Here is a 20,599-nt window from a genome sequence, read left to right on the forward strand (position 1 = left end):
TATATAATAAAATTTTTACTCAATCTCACCGCACTTTGCTTAGGTATCAGCGTCCAAACATACCACCGAAACCACCGCCCATCATACCTTTCATATTTCGCATCATTTTAGCCATACCCCCTTTACGCATTTTTTTCATCATACGTTGCATTTCATCAAATTGCTTAAGCATACGATTTAAATCCTGTACTTGCGTGCCTGATCCCATAGCAATACGGCGTTTGCGTGATCCCTTAATAATTTCTGGACGGCGGCGTTCTTTTGGAGTCATAGAGTTAATCATCGCTTCCATACGATTAAACATTTTATCATCAACTTGCCCCTTAATATGGTCAGGTAAATTTTTAGCCCCCGGCAATTTTTCTAACATAGACATCATTCCCCCCATTTTTTTCATTTCGATCAACTGATCACGAAAATCCTCAAGGGTAAATTCATCGCCTTTCTTGAACTTTTGTGCCATTTTTTCCGCTTTTTCTTTATCAACGGAACGTTCTAAATCTTCAATCAAGGATAAAACATCGCCCATTCCTAAGATTCTTGAGGCAATACGGTCTGGGTGAAACGGCTCAAGGGCATCGGTTTTTTCGCCTACACCCAAAAATTTAATAGGCTTCCCTGTAATTTGACGAATGGACAACGCCGCACCACCACGTGCATCGCCATCAACTTTAGTTAAAATCACCCCAGTTAGAGGCAAAGCTTCATTAAAGGCTTTCGCTGTATTAGCGGCATCTTGCCCTGTCATAGCGTCCACAGTAAACAGGGTTTCAATAGGATTTAATACCTGATGAACCTGTTTAATTTCTTCCATCATTTCGCTATCCACATGTAAGCGACCAGCAGTATCCACAATCAACACATCATAGAATTTTAACTTGGCATGTTGCAATGCTGACTGAGCAATTTGTACGGGCTGTTGTTGTACATCAGAAGGGAAAAAGTCCACATTCACGCTTTGAGCAAGGGTTTCTAACTGTTTAATCGCTGCTGGACGATAAACGTCAGCCGAAACTACTAAGACTTTTTTCTTATGGCGTTCACGCAAAAATTTCGCGAGTTTGCCCACAGAAGTGGTTTTCCCCGCCCCTTGCAAACCTGCCATTAAAATAACCGCAGGTGGCTGAGTAGCTAAATTCAGGCTTTCATTCGCCTCTCCCATAGCTAACTCTAACTCTGCCCGTACAATTTTCAGAAATTCTTGCCCGGGCGTTAAACTTTTATTGACTTCTTCACCAATCGCCCGTTCTTTCACTCGGTTAATAAATTCACGCACTACGGGCAAGGCGACATCAGCCTCAAGCAATGCCATACGCACTTCACGCAAAGTTTCTTTGATATTATCTTCGGTTAATCGTCCTTTACCTGTAATATTACGCAAGGTCTTTGTTAGACGATCCGATAAATTCTCAAACATAAATAATCCTTATAAAAACGTTACAAAAATTGACCGCACTTTTTATTGTTGTTCACTTTGAAATAAAGCAAGACGAGACAACACAGTATTATTGCAAAGTAAAACAACGACAGCCTAATGATTAAACAAATTATACTTTAAATCCAAAGGTTTGTTAATTTTATCAATGCAATCCCTTGCTCAATTGAAAAAGGATTAGGCAATCATAAAATTTTGCTAAATTAGACCGCACTTAATCATTTAAAATAAGGCAAGACGTGCCAATACCGTATTATTTTAAAGTGAAATGGCGATACTCTAGCTTGTGGATAAGTTATGAATAAATCTTGAATAAACCTTGTATTATTCAAATAATACCTCACTTTTTAACGTTATCTTACTGAATAAAACAGATAAAAAAGCAACAAATCTTGTTGTAATCCTAATCAATATTGATAAATATTTTTTGCTTTGTGAGTTATTCAGATTTTCTGTGGATAAAATTGTGGTTGAAATAAGGTATAATTTAGAATAACTTTTTTAGCCTTTAAAACAAACATTAAGATCTAATATTTTTTCTTTATTTATCATAGTGATAAATATTCAGTATGAATAAATTAACAGGATCAATATTGGGATCGGATCTTGATGATTATTTATTAAACAATTAAATACGCATGATACAAACACCACAATCAGAACAAGAATTACTACAACGAGCCTACGATATTGCTGGGCTAACCTTTGCTGAATTAGCTCGCAGTTTAAACATTGCCGTTCCTCCTGATCTTAAACGTGATAAAGGCTGGGTGGGTATGCTAATTGAAACTGCACTGGGGGCAAAAGCGGGCAGTAAAGCAGAACAAGATTTTGCCCATTTAGGGATCGAGTTAAAAACAATCCCAATCAATCAACAAGGTTTACCGTTAGAAACCACTTTCGTAAGCCTCGCTCCCTTGATCCAGAATGTTGGGGTAAATTGGCAAAATTCCCATGTTCGCCATAAATTATCCAAAGTCTTATGGATACCCATTGAGGGCGAACGCACAATCCCCCTCGCCGAACGGCGGATAGGTTGTCCTATTTTATGGCAACCTAGTCCACAACAAGAACAGCAATTACGCCAAGATTGGGAAGAACTCATGGATTACATTGCCCTAGGCAAAGTACAACAAATTAACGCCAAATTAGGGGAAGTATTGCAATTACGTCCCAAAGGGGCAAATCGTCGTGCCTTAACCAAAGGTATCGGCAAAAACGGGCAAGTTATAGATACCCTTCCCCTTGGTTTTTATTTACGCAAAGAATTTACCACACAAATATTACAAGCATTTTTAGCACAAAATGCCCATAAAAATAAGTAAATAAGTTGCTTTATTATGATAACAAGCTATGATCTCTCTTTTTACTTTCTATTTTATCGTCGTTTCAATTTAAAATAAGACCAGACGGTACGCCGAATACAGTACAACAAGTGTGACAAGGTATGCCAACGCCGTATTATTTTAAAGTGGGACAACGATAATTCTACATTTAAGGACATTATATTATGTTTGAATGGCTAGCAAGCCCTGAGGCTTGGGTCGCATTATTTACCCTAACCGCATTGGAAATTGTGTTAGGCATTGATAATATCATTTTTATTAGCATTTTAGTCAGTCGTCTGCCAGCACAAAAACGCCAATCCGCCCGTTTAATTGGCTTAACCCTTGCTATGGCAATGCGAATTTTACTTTTACTTTCCCTCGCTTGGGTCATGAAACTCACAGCCCCCTTGTTTAGTATTATGGGCAATGAAATTTCTGGGCGTGATCTGATCCTATTAATAGGAGGGTTATTCTTAGTGGCAAAAAGTACCCATGAAATTCATCACGCGATGATGCCTGAACAAAACGATGAACAACACGCGCCTAAACACGCTAATTTTTTCAGTATCTTGGCACAAATTGCCGTACTTGATATTGTATTTTCCTTAGATTCCGTCATTACCGCTGTTGGTATGGCAAATCATATTGAAGTGATGATCCTTGCCATTATTATTGCAGTGGGCGTAATGATGTTAGCTGCAAAATCCATTAGTGACTTTGTAGAATCACACCCGACCTTAAAGATTTTAGCCTTATCTTTCTTGATTTTAATTGGTGTGGCATTATTAGGTGAGGGGCTGGATCTGCATATTCCTAAAGGCTATATCTACTTCGCCATGGGCTTTTCTGTGGTGGTGGAGATGATTAATATTAAAATGCGTAAGCATATTACTAAGCCTTAGACCATTAACGAATACCGATTATAGTCATTCCACTTTAAAATGATACAGCGTTGGTACGCCTCGCCGTACTACTTGTACTGTCTTCGGCGTACCGCCTTGTCTCATTTTAAATTGAAACGACTATAAAAAAATCGGTACTTGTTACTTCCTATAAAAAGAAATACAAAATTGTTATATAGCCCTTCCCCTCTCACTATGTTACACTTTAACGCTTTTTTACCGATTTATTGATTAAGGAATGTGAAGAATACTATGTTTATTGTGGATTCCCATTGTCATCTTGATGCCTTAGATTATGAAAAAATTCACCAAAATATTGATGATGTCATTGATAAAGCCAAAGCTCGTGGCGTAAAACATTTATTATCTATTGGGGTTACACTAAGCCGATTTGAAAAAATGCGTGATAGTTTAGCTCATCGTGACGATGTGTCGCTAGCTTGTGGAGTTCACCCTTTAGATCTTGAGGAAGAGCCTTTTAATTATCAGCGTTTATTAACCTTAGCCAGCGATAAGAAAGTAGTAGCCATTGGCGAAACGGGATTAGATTATTATTACAGTGCGGAAAATAAATCATTACAACAGAATGTATTTATGCAACAAATAGAGATCGCTAAGCAGTTAAATAAACCTGTGGTTGTGCATACACGCTCGGCTCGAGAAGATACAATTCAATTATTGAGAGAGCATCAAGCAGATAAGTGCGGTGGTGTTTTGCATTGTTTTACGGAAAACCAACAAATGGCAGAACAAGCCCTCGATCTTGGTTTTTATATTTCCATTTCAGGCATTATTACCTTTAAAAATGCGGAAGAATTGCGTGATGTAGTACGCTATATTCCGTTAGATCGCTTGTTAGTAGAAACTGACTCGCCTTATCTTGCCCCTGTCCCTTATCGTGGTAAACAAAATCAACCTGCTTATGTACGAGAAGTTTGCGAATATGTGGCAACATTAAAGGGATTATCTATGACAGAATTCGCTGAAATTACCACACAAAACTTTATGGACTTATTCAAAATCAAATTAGTATAGTGTATGATGTTTGCTCGTTTAATAAGGATCAATTATGGCAATTAGAAAATATATTAAATACTTTTTACTTCTCGTTACTCTCGCTTTTCATCTTTTTCTTTTTGCGGTAGTCAATTATGTTACACCGCACTATGAAATTACCCGAGTTACTGGGGTTGAAGTAAAGCGTGTGGATAAAGACGGTCCAATTACCAAAGCCAATCCTGCGGACGGTCCAACTCGTGATGTTTACTATATTTATACGCAACAATCAAATACTAGCGGTCCTATGGTTTATCGTAACGAAGATACCCGTTGGGGTTTTCCATTTTACTTTAAATTTGGTTCTGCCAATTTACAAGCACAAGCCTCTGCTTTTGCTAATGAACCAGATCAGTTAGTTCAAGTAAAATACTATGGTTGGCGTTTAGTAATGTTTGATGAATATCGCAACATTACAGCCATCAAAGCGGTATCCGCCGAAGATACGCCAGCTATTCCACTATTAAGCTATATTTTATATGCCTGCTTGGCACTGACATTATTCTTATCCATTCAGCTTATTCGTGGTTGGTTTGATAGCGAAAAGTAACCAAGCCAAGCATAAACCGATATTGAAACTTTTCTTGGGCGATTAATTTATAGTCGTTCCAATTTAGAATAAGACAAGGCTTACCAATGCCCTATTATTTTAATGTGGAACGATTATAATCGTCCTGTTTAATTAATAATGGAAATATTATGGGATTAATTGAAGCAATCATTATTTTAATGATTTTAATTCTGATAAGTGCGGTCATTTCTTCCGCTGAAATTTCCTTAGCTGGTGCAAGGAAATTAAAATTACAACAGTTAGCCAATGAGGGGAATAATAAAGCCTTAGAAGTGCTTAAATTACAAGAACAGCCGGGAAAATTTATTACAGTAGTGCAAATTGGCTTAAATATGGTGGCAATTTCTGGTGGTATTGTAGGCGAAAGTGCGGTTCGTCCCTATTTGCAAGAATTATTAGCCCAATATTCTAGCTCAGCTTGGCTTGAAACCCTTGCCTCTTGGCTTTCGTTTATTTTGGTCACAGCGTCCTTTATTTTATTTGCGGATTTAATGCCTAAACGTGTAGCAATGACCAAACCAGAACAGTTGGCGATTGCCACCGTACGCATTATGAGCATTTCAATTTTTATTTTCAAACCCATTGTTTGGGTTTTTGATTGGGTTGCTAATTTACTTTTCCGTTTATTCAAAATCCCAACAGTACGCCAAGAAAGTATGAGTTCCGAAGATATTGTGGCAATGCTTGATGCTGGCGCTCAAGCTGGAGTATTTAAAGCCCAAGAGCAATATTTAATTGAGAATATCTTTGATATGCAGGCTCGTACGGTTACCTCAACCATGACAAGTCGTGAATATATTGTGTTTTTAAATAAAACCGATGATCGGCAAAAAGTGGTGGAAACCCTAAGCCAAAATTCCCATTCCAAACTATTAATTTGTGATAACAGTATTGATAAAATTTTAGGCTATGTAGAGTCGCATAATCTTTTAACCTTATTTTTGCAAAATGATAATGCTGTTACCCTGACCGATAATCGTATTTTACGTAAACCTTTGTATATTCCTGATACCCTGTCTTTATACGAGGTTTTAGAATTATTTAAATCTTCAGGCGAAGATTTTGCGGTAATTGTGAATGAATATGCCTTAGTGGTGGGGATTATTACCCTTAAAGATGTAATGAGCATTGTTATGGGCGAATTGGTTTCCAATGAAGAAGAACAAATTGTCAGACGTGATGAAAACTCTTGGTTAATTGATGGGGCTACACCTTTGGAAGATGTGCAACGTGCCTTGGATATTGAGCAATTTCCAGATGATCAGAACTATGAAACCATTAGTGGTTTTATGATGTATATGTTACGCAAAATCCCGAAAAAAACCGATTTTGTCATGTATGATAAATATAAATTTGAAATTATTGATACAGAAAATTTCAAAATTGATCAGCTTATGGTGTCATTACGCAAAGAATTTAGCCATACGTCCCAAACGGAAAAATAGTCATCGTACTTTAAAATGAAACGACTATAGCTGAACCAAGTGCGGTCTATTTTCTGATTTTTTATTCTCGCTGAGAGAATAGAGAGAAAAAGAATATAATGATACAATTCATAACAATTTTTGATCAAAAAGGTAAAACAAATGGCACGTAAGAAAAAAAGCCGTAAAGTAACAGATATTATGCCTGCTCGTAAGGCTGATAAAAAGCCTTTGGCGGAAAAACCTCGTCGTGGTAAAAAACTGACACGTTACGAGTTAGATGCAAAAGCGAGGGAAGAAAAACGCAAAAGAAAACATAAGGGATTGCCTTCAGGTTCTCGCCATAGTGTTGCAAGCGACAATAACAAACAGGAAAATACACTTCGCCAAGATCCTCGCCTTGGCAGTCGTAAAAAAGTGCCGTTGGTGGTGGAATTTGTCAATAGAGAAAATAAAGCCCCTACGAAACAATATCAGCCAATGGATCCTGCCCTAGAATTAGAACGGTTGGAAAATAATGAAATTTTAAATGAGTTATTAGATCAATTAGAAGCAGGAAAAACCTTAAAACCACAGGATCAAGCCTTTGTTGATGAATGTTTACAACGCATTGACGAGCTAATGCAACAACTTGGTATGGTAGAGGAAGAAGGGGAAAATGAGGAAGATTTATACCGCACTTTTGCCCATATTGATATTAACCAATTTAAGTAAATAGACGATGTTAATCACTTGGTTGGCGATTATCGCCATAATTATTATTTTGGCTTTGTTAGGTTATGCTGTGAGCTTATTACTTTCATTGCAGAAACAAAAAAAAGCATTTATGCAGGCTCAATTAGCCCGTAAAAATCGTTTAAAAGAAAGTATTGTGATTATTGCCAAAGCAATGAGGAGCAATGATTGTAATCATTCCGAGGGGGTAATTCGCTTAAAAATGCTCCTTGAACCCCTTGGGCACAAATTGGATCGCTATCCTGCTATGTTTGAACTTTATCAGGTAGTGCAAGATATGCCTACTCACGAAGCTCGGCGTGCTTTAGTCAAAAATGAACGTATGCGATTAGATTTAGAGCGAGAAAGTGCAGAAGCCAAATTAGAACAAAAAATTATGTTGGAGTTGCATCAGTTACTGGCTGATGTAGAAAAATTGTAGGGGAAACTTATGTCAGCATCTATCGCCAATCTTACCACTGAAGTAAGTTGGAATTTGGATCTTATTCAAAAATATAATCATTCTGGGCCACGCTATACTTCCTACCCCACCGCACTAGAATTTAATGAAACCTATGGTGAGGAAGATTTTCAACAAGCAACACAACGTTATCCGCAACGCCCACTTTCCCTGTATGTTCATATTCCTTTTTGTCATAAACTTTGTTATTTTTGTGGCTGTAACAAGGTTATTACACGCCATCAACATAAAGCAGATATCTATTTAGATTATTTAGAAAAAGAAATTAAAACCCGTTCGCCATTGTTTAAACAACGTCAAGTAAGTCAAATACATTGGGGCGGTGGCACACCCACTTATTTAACCGAACAACAATCACAACGCTTAATGGCCATGTTACGGGAAAACTTTAATGTCCTTGCCAATGCTGAAATTAGTATTGAAATGGATCCTCGTGAAATTGAACTCTCTATGCTAGGGCATTTACGTCAATTAGGATTTAATCGGATCAGTATGGGAATCCAAGATTTCAATAAAGACGTACAAAAAGCCATTAATCGAGAGCAAGATGAAGAGTTCGTCTTTGCTCTAGTAAAACGAGCGAGAGAATTACAATTTGATTCCATTAATCTTGATTTAATCTATGGTTTACCCTTACAAACCGTAGAGAGTTTTATGTTTACTTTGCAACGTGTTATTGAGCTTAATCCAGATCGGTTAAGTGTATTTAACTACGCCCATTTACCAAGCCGCTTTGCAGGTCAACATAAAATTAAAGAAACACAATTACCAGCACCACAAACAAAGCTCACTATCTTGCAAAAAACCATTGAAACCCTTGCTCAAGCTGGTTATAAATTTATCGGTATGGATCATTTCGCCAAACCCGATGATGAATTAGCTCTCGCTCAACAGCAAGGGGTATTGCATCGTAACTTCCAAGGTTATACCACACAAGAAGAATGTGATTTACTTGGATTAGGGGTTTCTGCCATTAGTTTATTAGGCGATACCTATGCTCAAAACCAAAAAGAATTAAAACATTATTATACGGCAGTGGAAAAACAAGGAACAGCGTTACATAAAGGTTTAGCAATGACGCAAGAAGATTGCTTACGGCGAGATGTGATTAAGCAACTTATTTGTAACTTTAAATTAGATTATTGTTGGATTGAAAATCTTTATCAGATTGATTTTAAACAGCATTTTGCGGAAGATTTAACCCTCTTAGCACCTTTAGCAGAAGATGGCTTAATAGAGATTAACAATAATGGATTACAAGTTACACCACAGGGGCGTTTGTTAATTCGTAATATTTGTTTATGTTTTGATACCTATTCTCGCCAGCAAGCGAGAAGACAACAATTTTCTAGGATTATCTAGTTCGGAGGACAGAAGACAGAGAGCGTTACATTTACCTCACATTGAGATTTAGAAAATTTTTTCAAAATCCACCGCACTTTTGGCATCAAATACATTTGTAACCCTGTCTTCAGTTCTTAGTCCTCCGTCTTCTGATCGGAATATATAGCACTAAAACAAATATTCAGGTAAAATTTGCCGATTAAATAATGATTAGCATTAGAAAAAGATAAAAAACCTTAATTTATGCAAAATATTAGAAATTTCTCCATTATTGCTCATATTGACCATGGTAAATCCACTTTATCCGATCGTTTAATTCAAACTTGTGGTGGTTTGAGTGATCGTGAAATGGCGGCACAAGTCTTGGATTCAATGGATTTAGAACGTGAGCGTGGTATTACCATTAAAGCCCAGAGCGTAACCTTAAATTATCAAGCCAAAGATGGGCAAACCTATCAACTGAATTTTATTGATACCCCAGGACACGTAGATTTTTCCTATGAAGTATCTCGTTCCTTAGCCGCTTGTGAGGGGGCATTATTGGTGGTTGATGCAGGGCAAGGGGTAGAAGCACAAACCCTCGCTAACTGCTATACCGCCATTGAAATGGATCTTGAGGTTGTGCCTATCCTGAATAAAATTGATTTACCTGCCGCTGATCCTGAGCGAGTTGCGGAAGAAATTGAGGATATTGTTGGTATTGATGCAATGGAAGCCGTACGTTGTTCAGCCAAAACAGGCGTGGGTATTGAAGATGTGCTAGAAGAAATTGTTGCCAAAATTCCAGCACCTGAGGGCGATCCTGATGCCCCATTACAAGCCTTGATTATTGACTCTTGGTTTGATAATTATCTTGGTGTAGTGTCTTTAGTACGCATTAAAAATGGTACATTGCGTAAAGGCGATAAAATCAAAGTGATGAGTACAGGGCAAACCTATGGCGTTGATCGTCTTGGTATTTTTACCCCAAAACAAGTAGATACCGCTGAATTAAAATGTGGCGAAGTAGGTTGGGTTGTATGTGCTATTAAGGATATTTTGGGTGCACCTGTGGGCGATACTCTCACGCACCAACATAATCCTGCTGATGCTGCTCTACCGGGTTTTAAAAAAGTCAAACCTCAAGTTTATGCCGGACTTTTCCCTGTGAGTTCTGATGACTATGAAGCTTTCCGAGATGCATTGGGTAAGTTAAGTTTAAATGATGCCTCGTTATTTTATGAACCAGAAAACTCAACAGCACTCGGTTTTGGTTTCCGCTGTGGTTTCCTTGGTTTATTGCACATGGAAATTATCCAAGAACGATTAGAACGCGAATACGATCTTGATTTAATTACCACTGCCCCAACGGTGGTTTATGAAGTAGAATTAACCAATGGCGAAATAGTCTATGTTGATAGTCCTGCGAAATTGCCGCCATTAAATAATATTGCAGAAATTCGTGAGCCTATTGCGGAATGTAATATGCTTTTACCACAAAGTTATCTAGGCAATGTGATTACCCTTTGTGTGGAAAAACGTGGGGTGCAAACCAATATGGTGTATCATGGCAATCAAGTGGCATTAACCTATGAAATCCCAATGGGCGAAGTGGTGCTGGATTTCTTTGACCGCTTGAAATCCACTTCTCGGGGTTATGCCTCTCTTGATTATGGTTTTAAACGTTTCCAAGCAGCGAATATGGTGCGTGTGGATATTATGATTAATGGTGAACGGGTTGATGCCTTAGCCTTGATTGTGCATAAAGATAATGCCCCTTATCGTGGTCGTGAATTAGTAGAGAAAATGCGTGAGCTTATTCCTCGTCAGCAATTTGATATTGCAATTCAAGCGGCGATTGGTAATCATATTATTGCACGTTCAACAGTAAAACAGTTGCGTAAGAACGTGTTAGCCAAATGTTACGGTGGCGATGTAAGCCGTAAGAAAAAATTGTTACAAAAACAAAAAGAAGGGAAAAAACGTATGAAATCCTTAGGAAATGTGGAAGTCCCGCAAGAGGCGTTTTTAGCCATTCTGCATGTTGGTAAGGATAAATAAAAAAGGAAATTACTATGTCAAAATTTTTTCTGCCTATTCTACTTGTTGTTGCCTTTATTGGTTGGAAAATATTAGAAAGTCTTAACTTACCTAATACTTTTTCCCTTTTACTGGTGATTTTAACCTTTATTGCTGGGATATTTTGGTGTTATAACCGTTTCTCGGCATTACCAAAGCGTAAGCGTCAAATTGCCCGCGCGGAACAGCGCTCAGGTAAAACCTTGACTGAGGCAGAAAAAAATCAAATTGAACCGCTTTCAGAGGGTTCTGAATTTATTGGTTCATTATTTCCTGTATTGGCGTTTGTATTAATTTTGCGTTCATTTCTCTTTGAACCTTTTCAAATTCCTTCAGGTTCAATGGAACCCACATTAAGAGTAGGCGATTTTATTCTTGTAGAAAAATATGCCTATGGCATTAAAGATCCTATTTTTCAACATACCTTAATTGAAACGGGCAAACCGCAACGTGGCGATGTGATTGTGTTTAAAGCACCGCCACAACCTAGCTTAGACTATATTAAGCGTGTTATTGGGGTTGGTGGTGATAAAGTGATTTATGATTTAGCCACACGTGATATTAGTCTTATTCCTAATGTCAATGGCGAACCTTGTGAGCAAAATTGTGAAGTGATCCATTTTAAATACTCGCAAGCTGAACCTAATCCGGAATTTATCTATTATCAACAACCACAATTAGAACGTACTGAGTATGGAAGTGTTACCCACAAGATCTTAAATAATCCAGAACCTTTTTATTATCCACAAACCGAATGGGTTGTGCCAGCAGGGCATTATTTTGTGATGGGCGATAATCGTGATAATAGTGAAGATAGCCGTTTTTGGGGTTTTGTGCCTGAACAATCTGTGGTAGGCAAAGCAAGTTATATTTGGTTAAGTTTAGATAAAAAACCAAATCAATGGCCAACAGGTTTAAGATTTGATCGTATGTTTACAAAAATCCAATAATATGAATAAATTAAAAAAACTACAACAAAAAATTGGTTATCAATTTCAACAAATTGCTTTATTAGAACAAGCCCTGACTCACCGTAGTGCAGGGTATAAACATAATGAACGGCTAGAATATCTTGGCGATGCTATTTTGAATTTAACCATTGCAGAAGACCTATATTACCGTTTTCCAAAAGCGAATGAAGGTGAGCTTAGTCGTATGCGAGCCACTTTAGTGAGAGAACAAACCTTGGCTATTTTAGCTCGCGAGTTTGAGTTAGGCAGTTATTTATATCTTGGACCGGGGGAATTAAAGAGCGGTGGTTTTCGGCGTGAATCTATCTTATCTGATGGCGTTGAGGCTATTATTGGGGCAATCTTACTTGATAGTGATTTAACTTCAGCTTGTGCCATAGTAAGACAATGGTATACCCCATTATTGCAACAAATTAAACCCGGTGAAAATCAAAAAGATCCCAAAACTCGCTTACAAGAATATCTACAAGGTAAACATTTACCTCTACCTAACTATGAAATTCTTGATATTCAAGGCAAGGATCATTGCCAAACCTTTAAAATTAAATGCCATGTTGAAAATATGAAAAAAACCTTTATTGGCATAGGCTCAAGCCGCCGAAAAGCGGAACAATCCGCCGCTGAACAAATCTTAAAAGAGTTAAAACTATGACAGAACAACAAACTTATTGTGGATTTATTGCGATTGTAGGACGCCCCAATGTAGGCAAATCCACCTTATTAAATAAAATTTTAGGGCAAAAAATTTCCATTACTTCACGCAAAGCACAAACTACCCGCCATCGTATTGTAGGTATTCATACGGAAGGAGCATACCAAGCCATTTATGTGGATACACCGGGGCTACATATTGAGGAAAAACGTGCCATTAATCGCTTAATGAATCGAGCAGCAAGCAGTGCTATTGGCGATGTGGATCTCATTATTTTTGTAGTGGACGGTACACATTGGAATGATGATGACGAAATGGTGCTAAATAAACTACGCAAAACAAACCCCCCTGTGTTATTGGCAATTAACAAAATTGATAATGTAAAAAATAAAGATGAATTACTTCCCTTTATTAGCCAATTAACCGAAAAATTTCCTTTTGCTTATGTTGTGCCTATTTCCGCTCAACGGGGCAAAAATGTACAGGAAATAGAAAATATTGTGCGTAAAACCCTACGTCCCGGTATTCATCATTTCCCTGAAGATTATGTTACTGACCGTTCCCAACGCTTTATGGCATCAGAAATTATTCGTGAAAAATTAATGCGTTTTACTGGCGAGGAATTACCTTATTCGGTAACCGTTGAAATTGAACAATTTAAAGTTAATGAACGTGGTATTTATGAAATTAATGGCTTAATTCTGGTTGAACGAGAAGGACAGAAAAAAATGGTCATTGGGCGTGGAGGGCAAAAAATCAAAACTATCGGCACTGAGGCACGTCAAGATATGCAACGTTTATTTGACGCAAAAGTCCATTTAGAATTATGGGTTAAAGTCAAATCTGGCTGGGCTGATGACGAACGTGCCTTAAGAAGTTTAGGCTATATGGATAATTAACCCCTCAATATTGTTTACTCGCAAATAAGCCACAACTTTGTTGCCAAATAACCTCGGCAATTTGTTGTGGCGATTCTGTTCTTAATTGACACAACGCCATAAAAATTTGATTAATTCGCTCAGGACGATTAACTTGCCCTTGGAAGCCAAAAACAGGCATATCAGGACTATCCGTTTCTAACAATAAACAGTCTAACGGCAATTTTGCCATAGTTTGACGGGTTTTATTGGCTCGTTGATAAGTAATTGTTCCACCAACACCAATCTTATAACCTAAATCAACAAAACGCTTTGCTTGCTGATAACTGCCCGCAAAACCATGGATAACCCCTGTGATGGTTAAATCAGCCCTTTTTAAGAAAGGGACAAGCTGTTCGTGAGCTTTACGAGAATGAATATTTACAGGCAAGGCATAGCGTTTAGCGAGTTGCAACTGACATTCCAATAATTCACATTGCTTATGCCAATTTTGTGGTGTAATTAATTCAGGCACTGCACGCTCCAAACCAATTTCGCCAATGGCAGTACAATGGCTAGGGCATTGTGCCAATAATGAATCTAATTGCTCAAGGTGTTTAGTTTGGTGTTGTAACAAATGTAAAGGGTGCAAGCCTAAAGCATAATAAAGTTGTTGTGGATAAAGTGCGGTCATTTTTTCAATTTTTTTGAAATCTTTCGCCATGACTGACACAATCAATATTTTTTCTACTTGATGCTGTTTGGCATTGTGCAATAAAGTAGCTAAAGGTTGCTGAGTTTGCTGTTGAACATAATCTAAATGGGTATGGGTATCAAAAAATCTCATTTGTTGCACAGTTTAATCAGTTAGTTTAATGCCAATATTAAAAATATTGGCATTATAGTATTAGTCATTTCAATTTAAAATAAGGGGCTGTACTAGATAACTAGAACAGTCCCTAATATTATTCTTGAATAATAAAACGTGAATTTAACGGCTGTAATGGACGATTATTTTTTCCCATTATTTTCGCTAGCCAATCAATTTGTGTCTGACTTGCTTCAATCGGTTGTTGCATAATAATCCAATTTACTCCCTCAGTACAAGGTGGTGTCGTTAATGACCCCGTTAAACGCAAATGTTTTTGATTTTTAGGTATAAGTTTGGCTAAATCAATAGCTTGAGTTAAAGAATACTTTTGTCCTACAGATAAAGTTTGTTGTTCTAATTGAGTTAATACAGCATTGGCTTTACCTATATTAAAAAAGACAGCAACGACAGCCAACTGCCCATCTTCACTTTGATAGACAAAATGTCCTTCTAACGGAAAATGCTGCTGTTTAAAGGTATGCTCACTTGGTGTATGAAAATGGAATTGCTGTAAAACAAAAGGTTTTTGTTTAATCCATAACATATTATTCGTGTTTGCTGGCGTTACTTGAATACTATGCCCATTATTTTCTAATGTTACCTCTGTTTTAGCTGTACGCAATTTAATTGAATGAGAATGCGTTACAATAGACTCAGACAAATCCACTGGAGATTGGTTTTTACCCAACTTACAAACTTGATAATCTGTTGCTAAATCTCCCCAATGGGCAGGATCTTCATTACCAACATAAGACCAGTGATGATGAACAGAATGTATTGCTTTTTCATCGTGAGCCATGTTTGACTGTTGTTGACTACAACCTAAAAGAAAAGCCGTAAATAAGCTGATTACCCCTATTTTTTTCATCATAATTACCTCTTTATATTATGAACAAATTAATATACTCCAAATAAATAGCAAATGCTTTGACTAAGCTAGTTTAATCAAAGCATTAACTCATATAATTATAATAACAATTTAGATATATTTTATATAACAAAAACACATAAAGAGTAAACATTAGGCAAAATTAAAGGGCGTATATTACGCCCTCTTTTATCATCTTTATTATTCATCTACTGAAACCGAAGTAATAACCACTTCTTCTTTTGGAACATCTTGGTGAAAACCATAGTTACCTGTTTTCACTTTACTGATTTTATCCACGATTTCCATACCGCCCACAACTTCACCAAATACGCAGTATCCCCAACCCTGCATAGATTCTGATTTAAAATCTAAAAAATCATTATCAACGGTATTAATAAAAAATTGTGCGGTTGCAGAATGAGGATCAGCAGTACGTGCCATTGCAATGGTACCACGTTTGTTACTAAGCCCATTATTTGCTTCATTTTGAATCGGTTGATTGGTTGCTTTTTCTTGCATACCCACTTCTAAACCACCACCTTGAATCATAAAACCATCAATAACACGATGGAAAATTGTGTTATTATAAAAGCCATTTTTGCAGTAATTTAAAAAATTCTCTGCGGTTTTAGGTGCTTTTTCATGATTCAATGCAATTTTAATGTCACCAAAATTTGTATGTAATGTAACCATTTTTTCAATCCTATTTAGAAAATGAAGTTATCATTATTTCATAAATTAGAAAAAAGTGCTATAAAATGTGAAGAATAATTTTACTTATCATTGGAAAATTTTATGCTAAAAATATTTAATACCCTAACTCGAGAAAAAGAAATTTTCAAACCTATTCATCATAATAAAGTAGGCATGTATGTTTGTGGGGTAACCGTTTATGACCTTTGCCATTTTGGACATGGAAGAACCTTTGTTTCTTTTGATGTCATTGCCCGTTATTTACGTTATCTTGGCTATGATCTGACTTATGTTCGTAATATCACTGATGTGGACGATAAAATTATTAAGCGAGCGTTAGAAAATAACGAAAGCAGTGAACAATTAGTAGAGCGAATGATTCACGAAATGCACCAAGATTTTGATGCCCTTAATATTCAACGCCCTGATATTGAACCAAGAGCCACCCATAATATTGCAGAAATTATTGCTATGGTAGAAAAACTTATCGCTAAAGGTCATGCTTATGTGGCAGAGGACGGCGATGTGATGTTTAATGTACCAAGTTTTAGCCAATATGGGGCATTATCTCGCCAAAATTTACAGCAACTCCAAGCTGGGGCAAGGGTTGAAATAAAATCGGTGAAACGTAATCCCATGGATTTTGTGCTATGGAAAATGTCAAAACCTAATGAACCAAGCTGGGATTCGCCATGGGGAAAAGGCCGCCCGGGTTGGCATATTGAGTGTTCCGCAATGAATCAAAAAACCTTAGGTAAGCATTTTGATATTCATGGTGGTGGCTCAGATTTAATGTTCCCACATCATGAAAATGAAATTGCACAATCTTGCTGTGCTAATGGACATGATTATGTCAATTATTGGCTACATACAGGTATGCTCACTATTGATAAAGAGAAAATGTCCAAATCGCTGGGGAATTTTTTTACCATTCGGACAATGCTTGAACAATATGACGCTGAAAGTTTACGCTATTTCTTTCTCACTGCACATTATCGTTCATTGCTTAACTATGATTTAGAGGCTCTCAGCAATGCTCGTCAAGCCTTAGAACGTCTTTACACCGCTTTACGTGGCACAAATCCACATACCAAGCCCGCAGGAGGAGAACAATATATTACGGCATTTAAAACAGCGATGAATGACGATTTTAACACACCGTCCGCTCTAGCTGTACTGTTTGATATGGCTCGTGAACTCAATAAATTAAAAAATGAAGATCAACAAAAAGCCGATCAACTCGCCGCAGGATTACGTGAATTAGCTAGCGTATTGGGTCTTTTATACCAAGATCCAGAGCAATTTCTACAAGCAGGGGCAAACCAAGATGATATTGTACTTATTGAACAACTTATTGAACAACGCAATACTGCTCGTGCTAATAAAGATTGGGCAATCGCCGACCAAGCTCGTGATAAACTTACCGAAATGGGCATTATTTTAGAAGATAGTGCAAATGGTACAACTTGGCGGAGAGCTTAATAAAAATAAAGGGGCTGTACTAGATAACTGACAAATTTTCCATTTAGGGTACAATAGTCCAATGAGAAAAAGTCGTCTAAGTCAGTATAAACAACACAAACTTATTGAACTTTTCGTTGCAGGTATTACGGCACGAACAGCCGCTGAACTCGTGAATGTCAATAAAAATACAGCAGCCTTTTATTTTCATCGCTTACGCTTACTCATTTATCAAAATAGTCCTCATTTAGAAATGTTTGAGGGAGAAATTGAAGCTGATGAAAGTTATTTTGGCGGCGCTCGTAAAGGTAAACGAGGACGTGGTGCAGCAGGTAAAGTCGCTGTATTCGGGCTTTTGAAGCGTAATGGTAAAGTTTATACCGTTGCTGCCCCTAATACAAAATCAGCGACATTACTGCCTATTATTCGAGAAAAAGTAAAACCTGATAGTATTGTTTACACCGATACTTATCACAGAGATGATGTACTTGATTTGAGTGAATTTAGTTATTTTCGCATCAATCACAGCACACATTTTGCTGAAAATCATAATCATATTAATGGCATTGAAAATTTTTGGAGTCAAGCAAAACGCTATTTACGTAAGTTTAATGGTATTCCTAAAGCCCATTTTGAGCTGTATTTAAAAGAATGTGAATGGCGTTTTAAGGTGTAATGGACAAAATAGTTGCTAATAATAATTTCCTCAAATTATTAGCAACTATTTTTATTTAAAAAATCCTTTATAAACATAATCTTACGCTTTCCACTTAATCCATTATGATTAATTAATTTACGCTTAAGTTCACTAAATAAACCTTCTAACCGATTTATTGTTTTTTCAATATTTAATTCCGAATATTTTTCAAAAGTAAATAAATACTTTTCATAATATTTAATACTCTCTAATGCCCCTCTTAATCCTTTATGTTTATAAGGGAAATAACCTTTTTCATTACATTTCTCTGAGCGTTCATTCAAATAATCTTGATGTTTTAAATACCAATAATGCAAACGACGAAAAAAATCATGTTTTTGGCTTTCTTTTAAGGTTTTCATAATAATTTTTAATTCCTTTCCAGCCTGAGATTGATGTTTTTTTCTTAATTTTCTCATCACCATTGCCACAAGATGAAAATGGCACATTTGAACAGGTGTATTGAATATCTCTTTTAACAGCCCACTACGACCATCACAGGTAATTGATTGAATAATATAGCCTTTTTCTCTTAATTTATTTAAAGCTAGTTGATAATAAATATCCTTTTCTGTTTTTACAATTTGATGATAAATCACTTTTTCTGTCAGGCTATCCATTAACACTAACACACCAAAATCTCGCTTAAAGAAAGTGGTATCCATAATAATATTTAAATGTATTGATAGAGGAAATTTTAACGCTGTTTTAGGGGCTTTATCAATATATCTTTGGATTGTTTTAACAGAATATTGATATTTAATGGCAAGCTCTTTATACGTTTGTTTTCCTTGAGAATAATAAAACCAAATTTCGGTGGGATTTAATTTATTTTGAAAGGTAAAAGTTTTATTACAATGATTGCATTTATAGCGTTGAATGGTATTTTTCTTTCCATGTTTGTGGATTGAGTTATTTTGACAATATAGGCAATTTTTTATTCATTTTCAAAAAAGTAGGTTAAAGCCTTGCAGTATAAGGTCTTAACCCACTTTTTTCCCACATTTTTTATAAATAAAAGGGCTACCTCATTGATGATAACCCTTAAATTAAGAGGAATTATTGAATTTTAAAACTGATCGGAACAGTAATACTAACAGGCATTCCTGCTGGTCTTGGCCCAATAGGGCGTGCATTTTTTACAGCGGTTAATGCTGCATTATCTAAATCATCATTACCAGAAGATTTAGCAATTTTTGCCTCAGTAATGTTTCCATTTGCACCAATATTGAAACTTACTGTAACAACCCCTTGACGTCGCATCATTTTTGCCCTTTGTGGGTAGCGTTTATGCCGTTCAATTTCTCGGCGTAATGCACTACGATAAGCACTGATTTCATCAGTATTACGCCCATTCCCCACCAAATTAGGATTATTGGTCGTTACAGGTCCTGTCGTTGCCGCTTGTGAGTTAATTGCGGAATCGGAATTTACCTCTCGATTAGCTTTAGGACGATCAGGCTTAGGCTTTTCTCGTTTTACTGGTTTTGGTTTTTCTGGTTTCGGTTTTGGCGGTTCTTTTTTTGGTTCTTCCTTTGGTTTTTCTGGCTTTGGAGGCTCGGGCTTTACCGTTGGATCAGGAATTTCCTCTTTTACTTCTGGCTCATGTTCAGGCTGTGGCTCAGGAGTTGGTTCAGGTTCTTCCATAACAGTTGCCATCATCATTTCCATAGAAATATGGGTACTGACAACATTAGCTTCAAAACCATTAGCGGTATCATCAGCTTTATCTTTAAAAATAGCCCAAGCTAATAGCGAAAAAATAACAATATGAATAATCAGCGAACCGCAAAAACCGATTAAGGAATCTTTTTTTTGCATCCTTATTCGCCTTTTTCTTTTAATGTTACAATCGCAACATTTTTAATATCATTTTTTGCCATAATATCGGTAATAGATACAAAATCCTGAAACGGAGCATTGGCATCTACTTTAAGAGTTACTCGCTGATCTTTATCCCATTGACTCACTTCTTGTTCAAGCGCTGACTTATCAATGGGTTTATCATTATAATAAAGCTCGCCTTTTTCAGTTACCGTCAATAATTTTGCTAGTTCATCAGATTTAAATGCTACCGCACTAGAAGCTTTAGGCACATTGACTTCAATTTTTCCTTGTGAAATAAAAGAAGCTGTAATCAATACAATGGCTAACAAAACCAACATAATATCAATAAAAGGAATGATATTGATTTCATCAAACTTTTTCATTAT

Annotated in this window: 20 protein-coding genes and 1 pseudogene; 14 read left to right on the forward strand and 7 right to left on the reverse strand. The window is 36.7% G+C overall.

The features are described 5' to 3' along the window. Positions 1–46 precede the first annotated feature (46 nt). Positions 47–1,417 (reverse strand): signal recognition particle protein, encoded by a 1,371-nt coding sequence (ffh, locus tag A6A20_RS03855; RefSeq protein WP_279572226.1) that lies wholly within the window; start codon positions 1,415–1,417, stop codon positions 47–49. A 656-nt stretch (positions 1,418–2,073) separates the two neighbouring features. Between ffh and mutH the strand changes: the two genes are divergently transcribed. The 12 genes from mutH to era all read left to right on the forward strand — a co-directional run bounded on the left by mutH (position 2,074) and on the right by era (position 13,835). Beyond that, positions 2,074–2,760, forward strand: a complete 687-nt coding sequence (mutH, locus tag A6A20_RS03860) for a DNA mismatch repair endonuclease MutH (RefSeq protein WP_279572227.1) — start codon at positions 2,074–2,076, stop codon at positions 2,758–2,760. A gap of 185 nt (positions 2,761–2,945) precedes the next feature. Then, a complete protein-coding gene (locus tag A6A20_RS03865; protein ID WP_279572228.1) occupies positions 2,946–3,665 on the forward strand; it encodes a TerC family protein in 720 nt (239 codons plus the stop codon). A 252-nt stretch (positions 3,666–3,917) separates the two neighbouring features. Continuing rightward, positions 3,918–4,700 carry a YchF/TatD family DNA exonuclease gene (locus A6A20_RS03870; RefSeq protein WP_279572229.1) on the forward strand — a complete coding sequence of 261 codons (783 nt, stop codon included), beginning with the start codon at positions 3,918–3,920 and terminating at the stop codon, positions 4,698–4,700. 40 nt (positions 4,701–4,740) lie between these two features. After that, on the forward strand, positions 4,741–5,271 hold the full coding sequence (locus A6A20_RS03875; RefSeq protein WP_279573737.1) for a DUF1523 family protein: 531 nt from the start codon (positions 4,741–4,743) through the stop codon (positions 5,269–5,271). A 149-nt stretch (positions 5,272–5,420) separates the two neighbouring features. Then, positions 5,421–6,737 (forward strand): polyamine export protein PaeA, encoded by a 1,317-nt coding sequence (paeA, locus tag A6A20_RS03880; RefSeq protein ID WP_279572230.1) that lies wholly within the window; start codon positions 5,421–5,423, stop codon positions 6,735–6,737. Positions 6,738–6,878: 141 nt separating this feature from the next. Beyond that, the gene (yihI, locus tag A6A20_RS03885) at positions 6,879–7,430 is read left to right on the forward strand and encodes a Der GTPase-activating protein YihI (protein WP_279572231.1); all 552 of its coding nucleotides are present in this window, start codon (positions 6,879–6,881) and stop codon (positions 7,428–7,430) included. A gap of 7 nt (positions 7,431–7,437) precedes the next feature. After that, a complete protein-coding gene (locus A6A20_RS03890; RefSeq protein WP_279572232.1) occupies positions 7,438–7,872 on the forward strand; it encodes a DUF2489 domain-containing protein in 435 nt (144 codons plus the stop codon). Positions 7,873–7,881: 9 nt separating this feature from the next. After that, positions 7,882–9,273: an oxygen-independent coproporphyrinogen III oxidase gene (gene hemN, locus A6A20_RS03895; protein WP_279572233.1), complete on the forward strand. Its 1,392-nt coding sequence runs from the start codon at positions 7,882–7,884 to the stop codon at positions 9,271–9,273. 225 nt (positions 9,274–9,498) lie between these two features. Then, positions 9,499–11,295 (forward strand): translation elongation factor 4, encoded by a 1,797-nt coding sequence (gene lepA, locus A6A20_RS03900; RefSeq protein WP_279572234.1) that lies wholly within the window; start codon positions 9,499–9,501, stop codon positions 11,293–11,295. 14 nt (positions 11,296–11,309) lie between these two features. Next, positions 11,310–12,263 carry a signal peptidase I gene (gene lepB / locus A6A20_RS03905; protein WP_279572235.1) on the forward strand — a complete coding sequence of 318 codons (954 nt, stop codon included), beginning with the start codon at positions 11,310–11,312 and terminating at the stop codon, positions 12,261–12,263. A gap of 1 nt (position 12,264) precedes the next feature. Next, complete coding sequence (gene rnc / locus A6A20_RS03910; RefSeq protein WP_279572236.1) at positions 12,265–12,936, forward strand: ribonuclease III; 672 nt, start codon at positions 12,265–12,267, stop codon at positions 12,934–12,936. Next, positions 12,933–13,835, forward strand: a complete 903-nt coding sequence (gene era / locus A6A20_RS03915; protein ID WP_279572237.1) for a GTPase Era — start codon at positions 12,933–12,935, stop codon at positions 13,833–13,835. Before rnc ends, era begins: the two co-directional genes overlap by 4 nt. A gap of 4 nt (positions 13,836–13,839) precedes the next feature. On the opposite strand, the gene A6A20_RS03920 is transcribed toward era, so the two are convergent. The 3 genes from A6A20_RS03920 to A6A20_RS03930 form a co-directional block, all read right to left on the reverse strand. Continuing rightward, positions 13,840–14,640, reverse strand: a complete 801-nt coding sequence (locus A6A20_RS03920; protein ID WP_279572238.1) for a TatD family hydrolase — start codon at positions 14,638–14,640, stop codon at positions 13,840–13,842. 118 nt (positions 14,641–14,758) lie between these two features. Further along, a complete protein-coding gene (locus tag A6A20_RS03925) occupies positions 14,759–15,535 on the reverse strand; it encodes a carbonic anhydrase (RefSeq protein ID WP_279572239.1) in 777 nt (258 codons plus the stop codon). Between the two features lie 198 nt (positions 15,536–15,733). After that, a complete protein-coding gene (locus A6A20_RS03930) occupies positions 15,734–16,228 on the reverse strand; it encodes a peptidylprolyl isomerase (RefSeq protein WP_279572240.1) in 495 nt (164 codons plus the stop codon). 102 nt (positions 16,229–16,330) lie between these two features. On the opposite strand from A6A20_RS03930, the gene cysS reads away from it, so the two are divergent. Beyond that, a complete protein-coding gene (cysS, locus tag A6A20_RS03935) occupies positions 16,331–17,710 on the forward strand; it encodes a cysteine--tRNA ligase (protein ID WP_279572241.1) in 1,380 nt (459 codons plus the stop codon). A 61-nt stretch (positions 17,711–17,771) separates the two neighbouring features. Further along, positions 17,772–18,356, forward strand: a pseudogene (locus tag A6A20_RS03940) (IS1595 family transposase); the annotation flags it as partial. A gap of 47 nt (positions 18,357–18,403) precedes the next feature. On the opposite strand, the gene A6A20_RS03945 reads toward A6A20_RS03940, so the two are convergent. The 3 genes from A6A20_RS03945 to exbD all read right to left on the reverse strand — a co-directional run bounded on the left by A6A20_RS03945 (position 18,404) and on the right by exbD (position 20,596). Beyond that, on the reverse strand, positions 18,404–19,327 hold the full coding sequence (locus A6A20_RS03945) for an IS256 family transposase, variant Zn-binding type (protein ID WP_424585440.1): 924 nt from the start codon (positions 19,325–19,327) through the stop codon (positions 18,404–18,406). A gap of 118 nt (positions 19,328–19,445) precedes the next feature. Further along, positions 19,446–20,207, reverse strand: a complete 762-nt coding sequence (locus A6A20_RS03950) for an energy transducer TonB family protein (protein WP_279572243.1) — start codon at positions 20,205–20,207, stop codon at positions 19,446–19,448. A 2-nt stretch (positions 20,208–20,209) separates the two neighbouring features. Then, complete coding sequence (gene exbD, locus A6A20_RS03955; RefSeq protein ID WP_279572244.1) at positions 20,210–20,596, reverse strand: TonB system transport protein ExbD; 387 nt, start codon at positions 20,594–20,596, stop codon at positions 20,210–20,212. Between the last annotated feature and the right edge of the window lie 3 nt (positions 20,597–20,599).

It is taken from the genome of Volucribacter amazonae, from assembly GCF_029783845.1.
GTDB lineage: Bacteria > Pseudomonadota > Gammaproteobacteria > Enterobacterales > Pasteurellaceae > Volucribacter > Volucribacter amazonae.

Bases quoted from the DNA above. Each gene is read 5' to 3' on its own strand.
- rnc (WP_279572236.1), top strand. From the start codon at position 12,265: ATGAATAAATTAAAAAAACTACAACAAAAAATTGGTTATCAATTTCAA.
- lepA (WP_279572234.1), top strand. From the start codon at position 9,499: ATGCAAAATATTAGAAATTTCTCCATTATTGCTCATATTGACCATGGT.
- A6A20_RS03925 (WP_279572239.1), bottom strand. From the start codon at position 15,535: ATGATGAAAAAAATAGGGGTAATCAGCTTATTTACGGCTTTTCTTTTA.
- ffh (WP_279572226.1), bottom strand. From the start codon at position 1,417: ATGTTTGAGAATTTATCGGATCGTCTAACAAAGACCTTGCGTAATATT.
- lepB (WP_279572235.1), top strand. From the start codon at position 11,310: ATGTCAAAATTTTTTCTGCCTATTCTACTTGTTGTTGCCTTTATTGGT.
- A6A20_RS03930 (WP_279572240.1), bottom strand. From the start codon at position 16,228: ATGGTTACATTACATACAAATTTTGGTGACATTAAAATTGCATTGAAT.
- A6A20_RS03870 (WP_279572229.1), top strand. From the start codon at position 3,918: ATGTTTATTGTGGATTCCCATTGTCATCTTGATGCCTTAGATTATGAA.
- cysS (WP_279572241.1), top strand. From the start codon at position 16,331: ATGCTAAAAATATTTAATACCCTAACTCGAGAAAAAGAAATTTTCAAA.
- paeA (WP_279572230.1), top strand. From the start codon at position 5,421: ATGGGATTAATTGAAGCAATCATTATTTTAATGATTTTAATTCTGATA.
- exbD (WP_279572244.1), bottom strand. From the start codon at position 20,596: ATGAAAAAGTTTGATGAAATCAATATCATTCCTTTTATTGATATTATG.
- A6A20_RS03890 (WP_279572232.1), top strand. From the start codon at position 7,438: ATGTTAATCACTTGGTTGGCGATTATCGCCATAATTATTATTTTGGCT.
- mutH (WP_279572227.1), top strand. From the start codon at position 2,074: ATGATACAAACACCACAATCAGAACAAGAATTACTACAACGAGCCTAC.
- hemN (WP_279572233.1), top strand. From the start codon at position 7,882: ATGTCAGCATCTATCGCCAATCTTACCACTGAAGTAAGTTGGAATTTG.
- A6A20_RS03920 (WP_279572238.1), bottom strand. From the start codon at position 14,640: ATGAGATTTTTTGATACCCATACCCATTTAGATTATGTTCAACAGCAA.
- yihI (WP_279572231.1), top strand. From the start codon at position 6,879: ATGGCACGTAAGAAAAAAAGCCGTAAAGTAACAGATATTATGCCTGCT.
- A6A20_RS03865 (WP_279572228.1), top strand. From the start codon at position 2,946: ATGTTTGAATGGCTAGCAAGCCCTGAGGCTTGGGTCGCATTATTTACC.
- A6A20_RS03950 (WP_279572243.1), bottom strand. From the start codon at position 20,207: ATGCAAAAAAAAGATTCCTTAATCGGTTTTTGCGGTTCGCTGATTATT.
- era (WP_279572237.1), top strand. From the start codon at position 12,933: ATGACAGAACAACAAACTTATTGTGGATTTATTGCGATTGTAGGACGC.